The organism is Kytococcus sp. HMSC28H12, from assembly GCF_001816045.1.
Lineage (GTDB): Bacteria > Actinomycetota > Actinomycetes > Actinomycetales > Dermatophilaceae > Kytococcus > Kytococcus schroeteri.
The window spans coordinates 1-11,164 of sequence record NZ_KV824254.1 but is presented as its reverse complement, the minus strand read 5'-3'; the positions used below and the strand labels follow the sequence as shown (position 1 = coordinate 11,164).

The 11,164-nt window shown below is 73.6% G+C and carries 7 protein-coding genes and 1 pseudogene; 3 read left to right on the top strand and 5 right to left on the bottom strand.

Annotated elements, in window-relative coordinates; all coding sequences use genetic code 11:
* Both HMPREF3099_RS00220 and HMPREF3099_RS00215 read right to left on the bottom strand, forming a co-directional pair.
* Positions 1-1,065: App1 family protein (locus HMPREF3099_RS00220; protein ID WP_070703210.1), on the bottom strand; the 1,065-nt coding region annotated here is incomplete at its 3' end.
* Entirely contained in the window at positions 1,058-2,878 is a 1,821-nt protein-coding gene (locus HMPREF3099_RS00215; protein ID WP_070703209.1) for an AMP-dependent synthetase/ligase, read from the bottom strand. The genes HMPREF3099_RS00215 and HMPREF3099_RS00220, both read right to left, overlap by 8 nt.
* A 116-nt stretch (positions 2,879-2,994) precedes the next feature.
* On the opposite strand from HMPREF3099_RS00215, the gene HMPREF3099_RS13640 reads away from it, so the two are divergent.
* Complete coding sequence (locus tag HMPREF3099_RS13640) at positions 2,995-5,340, top strand: MMPL family transporter (protein WP_269149646.1); 2,346 nt, start codon at positions 2,995-2,997, stop codon at positions 5,338-5,340.
* Between the two features lie 91 nt (positions 5,341-5,431).
* On the top strand, positions 5,432-6,190 hold the full coding sequence (locus HMPREF3099_RS00205; RefSeq protein WP_141494242.1) for a hypothetical protein: 759 nt from the start codon (positions 5,432-5,434) through the stop codon (positions 6,188-6,190).
* A gap of 19 nt (positions 6,191-6,209) precedes the next feature.
* On the opposite strand, the gene HMPREF3099_RS00200 is transcribed toward HMPREF3099_RS00205, so the two are convergent.
* The 3 genes from HMPREF3099_RS00200 to HMPREF3099_RS00190 form a co-directional block, all read right to left on the bottom strand.
* Positions 6,210-6,836, bottom strand: coding sequence for a hypothetical protein (locus HMPREF3099_RS00200; protein ID WP_141494243.1), 627 nt, complete (start codon positions 6,834-6,836; stop codon positions 6,210-6,212).
* A gap of 15 nt (positions 6,837-6,851) precedes the next feature.
* Positions 6,852-8,798: an acetate--CoA ligase gene (acs, locus tag HMPREF3099_RS00195; protein WP_070703206.1), complete on the bottom strand. Its 1,947-nt coding sequence runs from the start codon at positions 8,796-8,798 to the stop codon at positions 6,852-6,854.
* A gap of 156 nt (positions 8,799-8,954) precedes the next feature.
* A complete protein-coding gene (locus HMPREF3099_RS00190; RefSeq protein ID WP_070703205.1) occupies positions 8,955-10,505 on the bottom strand; it encodes a long-chain-fatty-acid--CoA ligase in 1,551 nt (516 codons plus the stop codon).
* Positions 10,506-10,714: 209 nt separating this feature from the next.
* Here HMPREF3099_RS00190 and HMPREF3099_RS00185 point away from each other — a divergent pair.
* Positions 10,715-11,164, top strand: a pseudogene (locus HMPREF3099_RS00185) (hypothetical protein); the annotation flags it as partial.

Below are 11,164 nucleotides of genomic sequence, written 5' to 3'. Positions count from 1 at the left end.
GGCGCGGCCACCCACAGCGCGCAGCAGCTGCGGCAGCAGCCCGAACCCGTCGCCCGCGGCGAGGACCGGCACCCGCCCACGGTGCTTGCGCACCAGCTCGGCGAGGGCGATGGGCAGGCCCCGGCTCAGCGTCTGTTCGATGACGGTGAGCTGCCGGATGGCGATGGCCGCCACGTGCCCCGGGTGGGCATCGGCGAACTCGTCGTAGATGGCCGGGTCGTGCTGGCCGTCGTCGCCCACGAGCACCCAGCGCACGTCCGGGAACTCGCGGGCCAGGCGCTGCAGGTGGCGGGTCTTGTGCTCGCGCCCGGAGCGGAACCACCCCGTGTTGGTGGGGCCCCAGTCGGTGAGCAGCAGGGCGCCGGCCGGGAAGTCGTGGCGGCGCAGGAAGCGGTGCAGGAACGGCTGGGTGTTCCACGCGCCCGTGGAGAGGTAGAAGACCGGCGCCCCCGGGTGCGCGGACAGCACCGCCCGGTAGGCGTCGGCCATGCCCGGCACCACCGTGCGCGCCTGCTCGGTGAGCACGAAGGTGTTCCACGCCGCGATGAGGGGGCGCGGCAGGTGCGTGCTGATCACCGTGTCGTCGATGTCGCTCACCAACCCGATGCGGGCAGCCGGGTCGGCGATGTGCACGTCCGCCTCCGCGGTGGCCCCGCCCGGGCACTCGAAGGTCACCCGGTGCGTGCCCGGCGGCAGGCCGTGGCCACCGACGACCTGCTCCACGTAGCCGCCCCGGTCGGCGCGGGCCATGATCGTGGCCGCACCCAGCGTGACCTTGACGGGCACCCCCGCATCGGGGGCGCTGACGAAGGCCCGCCACCCGCGGCGGGTGAGGAACTGCTGCACGTCGGCCACCGTCGCCGGCAGGGCGCCCGGACGCTCCGGGCGGCGCAGCTGGATCCGCGCGTAGACGCGGGCGGCCTCGGTGGTCCCGTACCCGGTGAACGCCGCCGGGTGGGGCAGCCAGCCCCGGGAGCGCAGCACGTCAGCCACCCGGCCGCGTATGCGGTTCTCCCAGCGCGCCGCGTAGTGCGGCTTGGCCGTGGCCAGCTGCTGGTCAGTCACGGAACGGGGAGGTGTTCTTGCCGTACATCGCCTCGATCTCCTGCGCGAAGTGCTCCATCACCACGTGGCGGCGCACCTTGAGGGAGTTGGTGATCTCCTCCTCCTCCAGCGAGAAGTCCCGCGGCAGGATGGTGAACTTCTTGATGGCCTCGGCCTTGCTCACCGACCGGTTGGCGCGGTCCACGGCACGCTGCACCACCTCGCGCACCTGCGGGTCGTCCACCAGCTCGGACACCGGCACGACCTCGCGGTGGTGCTCCTTGAGCCACTCGGGGACCTGCTCCTCGTCGAGGGTCACCAGGGCCATCACCGTGGGGCGTCCGTCGCCCACCACCATCGCCTGGCTCACCAGCCGGTCGCCGCGGAGGATGTCCTCCAGCGGGCCGGGGGCCACGTTCTTGCCGGCCGCCGTCACGAGGATGTCCTTGGCCCGGCCGATGATGCGCAGGTAGCCGTCCTCGTCCACCTGACCCAGGTCGCCGGTGGAGAACCAGCCGTCGTCGGCCAGCACCTCGGCGGTGGCCTCGGCGTTGTTCTCGTAGCCGGTGAACACGTGGCCGCCCCGCACCTCGATGACGCCCTCGGCGTCCAGGCGGGCCTCGAACCCGGGCAGCGGCACGCCCACGGTGCCGATCTTCTGCATCGAGGGGCGGTTCACCGCGGCCGCCGCGGAGGTCTCCGTGAGGCCCCAACCCTCCAGGACGTTCACGCCCATGCCGCGGAAGTAGTGGCCCAGGCGCTCCCCCAGCGCGGCCCCGCCGGAGATGGCCCACACCAGCTGCCCACCGAACGCCACCTGCACCTTGCGGTAGACGAGGCGGTCGAACAGGGCGTGGCGGGCGCGCAGCACCACCGGCACGCGGCCGGAGTCCAGGGCACGCGAGTAGGCGATGGCCACCTTCGTGGCCGCCTCGAACACCTTGCCGCGTCCCGCACGGGTGGCCTTGAGGTGCGCCGACTCGTAGATCTTCTCGAAGACACGCGGCACGGCGAGCACGAAGGTGGGCCTGAAGACCGGCAGGTCCTTGGTGACGCGGGCGATGTCGGAGTGGCCCGTCCGGGCGCCGGCGCCGATGACGGCGAAGTGCACCATGCGGCCGAAGACGTGCGCGAGCGGCAGGAAGAGCAGGGTGGAGGCCTCGTCCTCGAAGAGCTCCGGCAGGCCCTCGTAGGCGGCGGTCACCTCGTCGATGAAGGCGCGGTGCGGCAGCATGCACGCCTTCGGGCGGCCCGTGGTGCCCGAGGTGTAGATGAGGGTGGCGAGCGTCTCCGGCTGCAGGCCCTCGCAGCGGCGGTCGATCTCGGCCTGCTCCACCTCGGCGCCGCCGGCGATGAGCTGGTCGAGGTCCTCGGTGACCTTCCCGTCCATGGCCCAGACACCCTGGAGCTCCGTGCCGGCCGCTGCGGCCGCCGCGCGGGCGGTGGCCGCCATCGCATCGGACTCCACGAGCGCCCAGGTGACGCGGGAGTTCTCCATGATCCAGGCCAGCTGGTCGGTCGAGCTGGTCTCGTACACCGGCACCGTGACGGCCCCGGTGGAGAGGATGGCGAAGTCGAGCAGCGCCCACTCGTAGCGCGTCTTGCCCATGAGCACCACGCGGTCCTCGGGCTCCACGCCGGCAGCCACCAGCCCGCGGGCCACGCTGTTGACGTGGTCGAGGAACTGCTGCGCGGTGAGGTCCACCCAGGTCTGGCCCTGGCGGCGGTTCACCAGCACGCGGTCGGGGAACTCGGCCGCGGTGCCGTGGAGGAGTCCGGGCAGGTGCTGCGGCGGAGTGTCCTTCCACCAGGTGGTCATCGTCGACGTGGCCATGGGGGGCAGCGTACTTGTCCGCCCCCTGCCGCGGGGGTGGCGCACGGGGAGTGTGGGTCACGATTCGGCCACGACTCGCACCGCGGATGAGGCGGGCACCCTGAGAGAATCCGGTCATGTCGGCCACCCGCGCTCCCCGCCCCACCGGTTCCACCACCCAGGAGGGTCCGCAACCGGGCACGGGCCGCGCCCACTGGCCAGAGCCGGAGGGCCACACCAGCGAGGCGGTGACCGGCCCGGCCACGTGGTTGACCGGCCGCGTGACAGCCCCGCTGGTGGCCCTGCTCATGCTGGCCCTGGCCGCGGCCGCGCTGGTGCTGCTGCCCGGTGCCGGCAGCGCCAACGCCCCGGCGGCCCTGCCCGAGGACGCCGAGTCCGCCCAGGTCTCCCGGGTGCTGGAGGGCTTTCCCGGCGGTGACACCGCCCCCGCCGTGGTGGTCGTGACGACCGAGGACGGCGGCCGCCTGGACGAGGCGACCCTGGGCGCGCTCGGGAAGACCGGGCCCGACCTGCTGGAGGCCCTACCGGCCGACGCCCGCCCCGACGACGCCCGGGTGACCGGACCGCTGCCCAGCGAGGACGGGAAGGCGGCCCTGCTGGTGGTACCGGTGGTCTCCGACGCCCTGGACGCCGACGGCCCGGAAGTCGTGCAGGCGCTCCGCGACGCCACCGACGACCTGGCCCCCGACACCACAGCCGAGGTGACCGGTGCGGCCGGTTTCGCCGCCGACGTCTCTAACGCCTTCGCCGGGGCCGACGTGCGGTTGCTGCTGGTGACTGCGGCCGTGGTGGCGGTGCTGCTGCTGGTGACCTACCGCTCCCCCGTGCTGTGGCTGGTGCCGCTGGTGGTGGTGGCCCTGGCCGACCGGGTGGCCGCACTCGTGGCCGGAACCCTCACCGAGGCCACCGGCCTGGCCTTCGACGGGTCCACCTCCGGCATCACCAGCGTGCTGGTGTTCGGTGCCGGCACCAACTACGCCCTCCTGCTGGTGAGCCGCTACCGCGACGAGCTGCGCGACACCCCCGAGCACCGATGGGCACTGGCCCGTGCGTGGCGGGCGGCGCTGCCCGCCATCGGGGCCAGCAACCTCACCGTGGTGCTCACGTTGGCGCTGCTGGTGATGGCGGTGCAGCCGGCCACCCGCTCACTGGGCGTGGCCGCCACCGTGGGCCTGCTGGTGGCGGTGCTCTTTGCGCTCACCCTGCTGCCGGCAGCGCTGGCGGTGTGCGGCCGTGGCCTGTTCTGGCCGTTCGTTCCCCGCCCCGGCCAGCCCGACCGCACCGAGTCCGGCCCGTGGCACCGCATCGCCACCGCCGTGGTTCGCCGCCCGGCGACGGTGCTCGTGGCCTCGCTGCTCGTCCTCGGCGCGATGGCGCTGGGCCTGGTGGGCACCCGCATCGGGCTCTCCCAGGCCGACCAGTTCCGGGTGGCGGCCGAGTCCGTGGCCGGGTTGGAGACCCTGGAGGAGCACTACCCGGCCGGGGCCGCCACCCCGTTGGACGTGCTGGTACCGGTGGAGGAGGCGCCCGCCCCCCGGGAGCCAGGAGACGGCCCGCCGGCGGGTGGTGACCAGGCCGGCCCGCCCCCGGGTGCGGACGAGGCGGGTCCCCCCGCGGGCCAAGAGGGCGGCCAGCCGGGGACTCCCCCGGCCCCCGAGACCGCCGAGGTGCTCACCGCGGTGGACGGCGTGGAGGGCGTGACCGGCGCCCGCCCGGGTGAGGCCGCCACCGTGGACGGCCGGACCTGGCAGCGGGTCCAGGTGACCTTGGACACCGCCCCCGCCAGCGCCGAGGCGCGATCGGTGGTGGAGTCCGTGCGCGAAGCCGCCTCCGGTGCCGCCGCTGGCACCCTGGTGGGCGGCAGCGAGGCCCAGGCTGTGGACCAGCGCGCCGGCGTGATCCGCGACATGACGGTGATCCTGCCGCTCATGTTGGTGATGGTGCTGGTGGTGCTCGTGGTGGTGCTGCGCTCGCTGGTGGCGCCGGTGCTGCTGGTGCTCATCAGCGTCATCGGGTCGTTGGCGGCGATGGGGGCGGGCGCCCTGCTCAGCGAGCACGTCTTCGGCTTCCCGGCGCTGGACATCTCCGTGCCGCTGTACGCCTTCCTGTTCCTGGTGGCCCTGGGCATCGACTACACGATCTTCCTCGTGGTGCGCGCCCGGGAGGAGCTCGTGGCCGGCCGGCGCCCCGACACCCCCTCGGCGATGGTGCGGGCCGTCGCGGCCACCGGCGGGGTCATCACCAGCGCCGGCATCGTGTTGGCCGCGGTGTTCGTGGTGCTCGGCGTGCTGCCGCTCATCACCCTGACGCAGGTGGGCATCATCGTGGGTCTGGGCATCCTCGTGGACACCCTGCTGGTGCGCACCGTGGTGGTGCCGGCCGTGGTCGACCTCGTGGGCGACCGGGTCTGGTGGCCCGCCCGCCCCGGCGGCGTCGGACAGGGCGACGAGGACCGCGACTGACCCCGCACCGCGCGGACCCGCCGCGGGCCCCTGCGTCACGGTTCGGCCACACTCCCCGCGCACAGCGCATCGGGCGTGGTTCGATCAGCCCGTGAACGAACGCGCACGCGAGATCGCGACGGCAGCCGGAGTCGTGGGTGGCCTGGCACTGGGCCTGACGGTGCTCCAGCAGGTGGACCCGGGGCGGGACGTGGTGTGGCTCGAGGGCGATGCCGGCAGCCGCACCGCCGTGGACGGGGTGGCGGACGGGACCGTCACCGTGCCGGGCCTGGTGTGGGTGGAGGTGCCCGGGTGCACCATCGGCCGTCCGGGGCGGGAGGTCCGCGACGAGGTGCGGGTGGAGGACGTCCGGCTGGTCGGCGCCCAGGGGCTCACCCTCGAGCGGGTCGTGGTGGACTCCTCGCTCAACCCGGACGAGCTGGGCGACCACCCCAGCGCCGGCGGCGGCTCCGGGTGGCCGGTACGGGACCACGTCGTGTCCTACGGCGACCGCCTCGCAGCCTGCGGCGAGGGCGAGCAGGCCGAGACGCCGCCCACCCGCATCCACCTGGTGCTGCAGGCACAGGACCCGGGCGCCGACCGCCTGCCCTCCTTCACCGGACTGGACGTGGACTGGCGCCAGGGCTGGCGCAGCGGCACCGAGCGCCTCGCCGTGGCCCACGCCTTCTGCCCCGAGGGGCGGGACCGGAAGGACTGCACCGCACAGTGGGGGAAGGGTGCCGAGCAGCGCACCGAGCAGCACGAGGCGTGGCTCGGGGTCTCCGGTGAGCCGGCGTCCCGTCCCTTCGGGGAGCAGGGGGAGGTCACGGACATCGAGGGCATCCCGGACCTCCGGGAGGGGCTGGACTGACGCCGGGACCGACCCGGGCTCAGAACAGCTCGTAGTCCTGGGAGGCCAACCGGAACCCGCGGTGGTCCGAGAGCCGCACGCACTGCACACCGGACTTCTTGCTCGCGCAGCGGAAGTCGAACGCCTCGAGCTGGTGGCCGTAGGGCAGCACCGCGTGCTGGATGCTGTTGATGCGCACCACCTCGCCGCCGGGCACCCGCCGCACCCACTCGCCGTCGTTGCGCACCTGAGCGTCCACGAAGCGCGAGCTGCGCGAGCAGGTCCACTGCGGGCGGTCACGGTAGAGCTCCACCGTCGGCTCCACGCAGTCCGCGGCGTTGACCACCGTGTGCTGGTAGCTGGTGTTGCGGATGTCGCAGGTGACGCCCTGCTCCTCGATGAGGCAGGCGACGTTCTCCGAGGGCATGAGGAAGCCGACGCGCTGGTGCGACTCCAGCGGCGTCAGCTTCCTCGTCTCGGACGCGCGCGGCGGGATGGACACCGGCGCGTCGTCACTCGTCTGCGTGCTCGCGTCACCCGGTGTGGTCACCGGGACGGGCTCCACGGTCGGGGGTGTCGTCCCCGGCCCCCCGCTGCAGCCCCCCAGCAGCACCATGGACAGCACCCCTGCCGCGAGTCGCCCGAGGCAGCGTGGGGTGCTGTTCATGGGGCCTCCGAGGGGTCAGCGGCGACGGAGCGCATCCATCACCGACGGGTCCGCCAGCGTCGTGACGTCACCGATCTCCTTGCCCTCGGCCAGGTCACGCAGCAGGCGACGCATGATCTTGCCAGATCGCGTCTTGGGCAGCTCCGGCACGACCGTGATGTCCCGCGGACGGGCGATCGGGCCGATCTCCTTGCTCACGTGGGCGCGCAGGTCGGCCACCAGCGCGTCATCATCGCCGCCCTCGCCGCGGGACTCGGCGGCCTCGCCTCGCAGGATGACGTAGGCCACCACGGCCTGGCCGGTGGAGGGGTCGGTGGCACCCACCACGGCGGCCTCGGCCACGGCGTCGTGGCTCACCAGGGCCGACTCGATCTCCGAGGTGCTCAGGCGGTGGCCGGAGACGTTCATGACGTCGTCCACGCGGCCGAGCACCCAGATGTTGCCGTCCTCGTCGCGCTTGGCGCCGTCACCGGCGAAGTACATGCCCTCGAAGCGCGACCAGTAGGTGTCGCGGAAGCGCTGCGGGTCGCCCCACACGCCGCGGAGCATGGCCGGCCACGGCTCGCGGACCACGAGGTAGCCGCCCTCGCCGTTGCCCACGGATCGGCCCTCCTCGTCGACGACGTCCACAGAGATGCCGGGCACCGGGGTCTGCGCGGACCCGGGCACCAGCTCGGTGACGCCCGGCAGCGGGGCGATCATCATGGCGCCGGTCTCGGTCTGCCACCAGGTGTCCACGATGGGGGCCGTGCCGCCGCCGATGTGGTCGCGGTACCAGGTCCACGCCTCGGGGTTGATCGGCTCGCCCACGCTGCCCAGCAGGCGCAGCGAGGACAGGTCGTACTGAGCGGGGATGTCGTCGCCCCACTTCATGCACGCGCGGATGGCGGTGGGCGCGGTGTAGAGCACGGTGACGCCGTACTTCTCCACGACCTCCCACCAGCGCCCCTTGTGCGGGGAGTCGGGGGTGCCCTCGTAGAGCACCTGGGTGACGCCCAGCGCCATCGGGCCGTAGACGATGTACGAGTGGCCGGTCACCCAGCCCACGTCGGCGGTGCACCAGTACACGTCCTGGCCGGGCTTGAGGTCCAGCACAGCCTTGGCGGTGTACGCGGCCTGCGTGAGGTAGCCGCCCGTGGTGTGGAAGATGCCCTTGGGCGTGCCCGTGGTGCCCGAGGTGTACAGGATGAACAGCGGGTGCTCGGCCGGCATCGGCTGGGCCTCGTGGTGCGGGGAGGCCGACTCCATGGCCTCGTGCCACCACAGGTCGCGGCCGTCGTGCCAGCCGACGTCCTCGCCGGTGCGGCGCACGACCAGCACCTTCTTGACCGTGGTCTCGCCCTCGCCCAGCGCCTCGTCCACGTTGGGCTTCAGCGCGCTGGTCCTGCCCTTGCGGTAGCCGCCGTCGGCGGTGATCACCACGGTGGCCTCGGCGTCACGGACACGGGCCCGGATGGCGTTGGGCGCGAAGCCGCCGAAGATCACCGAGTGGGTGGCGCCGATGCGGGCGCACGCCAGCATCGAGACGACGGCCTCGGGAATCATCGGCAGGTAGATGGCCACGCGGTCGCCGGCCTTGACGCCCAGGTCGGTGAGCACGTTGGCGGCGCGGGAGGTCTCCTCCAGCAGCTCGCGCCAGGTGATGTCGCGGGTGTCGCCCTCCGGCTCACCCACCCAGTGGATGGCCACCTCGTCGCCCCGGCCGGCCTCCACGTGCTGGTCCAGGCAGGCATACGCGGCGTTCAGCTCGCCGTCGGCGAACCAGCGGGCGAAGGGGGCCTCGGACCAGTCGAGCACCTGGGTGAAGTCCGTGCGCCACGGGAGCAGGGCGCGCGACTGCTCGGCCCAGAAGGCCTCCCGGTCGGCGGCGGCGCGCTCGGCGTCCTGGGCCGACACGTTGGCCCGCGCGGTGAACTCCTCGCGGGGGGCGTAGGTGCCCGGGGCGTGCTGCTCGGGGGTCATGGTTCCTCCTCGTGGCGGCGCAGGCCGCCGATGGTGGTGACTGCCCCCAGCGTAGGCACGGCGCCACGGCGCGGGCAGCCCGGGGCGGAGCGGGGTGGGGACGAGCGGCGCCCGGGGACGGGCTCCCGCATCGGGCTGTGGACGGGCTGGTCCCACTCAGTGGAGCTCGCGCTTGAGGATCTTGCCGGTGGGTCCCTTGGGCAGCTCGGGCAGGAAGTGCACGTGGCGCGGGTACTTGTACGCCGCCAGCTGGGCCCGGGTGTGCTGGCGCAGCGCGTCGGCCAGCGCGCGGGCGGCGGGCGACTCCGCGTCGGCGAGGTCCCCCGCGCCGAGCACGCCGGGGCGGGGCACGACGAAGGCCGTCACCTCCTCCCCCAGCTCCGGGTGCGGGGTGCCCACCACGGCGGCCTCCAGCACGTCCGGGTGCTCGTACAGCACCTCCTCCACCTCCCGCGGGTACACGTTGAGGCCACCGCGGATGACCATGTCCTTGACCCGGTCCACGATGCGGAAGAAGCCGTCCTCGTCGACCGTCGCCAGGTCCCCGGTGTGGAACCAGCCGCCGCGCACCGCCTGCTCGGTGGCCTCGGGGTTGCGCCAGTAGCCGGCCATGACGTTCTCCCCGCGGACGCACAGCTCGCCGGCCTCCCCCGTGGCCACGGGCTGGTCGGTGACCGGGTCCACCACCTGCATCTCCACACCCCGCACCGGGTGGCCGATGGTGCCCGGGCGGGTGCGCCCCGGGTGGTTGAAGCTGGCCACCGGGGAGGTCTCCGAGAGCCCGTAACCCTCCAGGATCTCGGCGCCGAACTCGTCCTCGAAGGAGCGGATCGTGTCCAACGGCAGGGAGGCGCCGCCCGAGACGCAGGTGCGCAGGGTGGACAGGTCGACCGGGGGCTCGCCGGCCTCACGACGGGCGCGGGCGGCGGCCACCATCGCGCCGTACATGGTGGGCACGCCCTCGAACACGGCCACCCGGTCGCGCTCCACCATCGCCAGGGCGGTGGCGGCGTCGAAGCGTGGCAGGAGGGTGAGCGTGGCACCGGCGAGCACGGACAGGTTGAGCGCGCAGGTCATGCCGAACACGTGGAAGAGCGGCAGGCAGCCCATGACCACCTCGCCCGGCTCCACCTGGATGAGGGTCTCGTGGGTGGTGCGCACGTTGGAGAGCAGGTTGGCGTGGGTGAGCTCGGCGCCCTTCGGCCGGCCCGTGGTGCCGGAGGTGTAGAGGATCACCGCCGGGTCCTGCGGGTCCTTCTCGACGACCTCGGTGACCGGGTCGCCGAGGAACGGCGCCAGGCCCGATGCGGGGTCCACGAGGTGCGCGGTCACGCCGTGGCGGGCGGCCACGCCGGCGACGTCGCCGCCGAGGGCAGCCCCGGCATCACCGCCGAGGGCCACCACGTGCGTGGCGCCGGAGTCCTTCAGGTAGTGGGAGATCTCGCGGTCCTGCAGCAGGGGATTCATGGGGACCACGACGGCGCCCAGCGAGAGCGCGGCGTAGTAGAAGGGCACGAACGGCACGACGTTGGGGAGCATGAGGCACAGCCGGTCGCCGGGGCCGAGGCCCTGGGCGCGGAGGTACCCGGCGACGGCGGCGGTGGCGCCGTGGAGCTGCGCATAGGTGAGACGCGTGTCGTCCTGGATGAGGGCGGTGCCGTCGGGGTGCCGCGCGGCTGTCTGGGTCAGGAGGCTGGCGATGTTCATGGGGGGCAGTGGACCACCTCGGGGGCTGCGGGCGCGAGGGGGTGGGGTTCGGCGGCCGGCCCGGCTGGCCGGCTGTGGACGGGACGGGATGGGCGCTGCTCGTCCACATGTCCGATGAAGGGGTTGTTTCGAGTAGGTTGTGTGTACTATTCTGGGGGTAGTTGATCGGACGGGGGTCCGGTCACGGGGCACGTCGGAAGGGGGGCGTGGTGGGCGACAGGTTCGAGTACGTGGGATCCGGGGCGGGGTGCGCCCCGGCGGTGGGTGTTGGCTCGCCGGCCCCCGAGGCGACGGGCCCGGACCCGTTGGGCGCAGTGGATGCTGCGTTCGACCGGGTCGACGCGGCCCTGGACACCCTGATGGGGGCACTCGCGGCGGTGGAGTCCACCCCGGCTGGCGCGTTGGCGTGGTCGGCCGACCGGGCCCGCGGCCTGGCCTCCCGCGCCGCGGTGGTGACCAACCGGGCCGCCAGGGTGCGCTCCCGGGTGGTGTCCGTGGTCGGTGCCGCCCGGCAGGACGGTGGCCTGCACCACCTGGACGACGCCCAACTGGTCGCCGGCGCCGGGCACCGCGAGAAGGGCGAGGCCCGCCGCGACCAGGCCCTGGCCGACGCCCTGGGCAACAGTGCCCCCACCCCCACGCCCGGGGCCGGGGCCGGG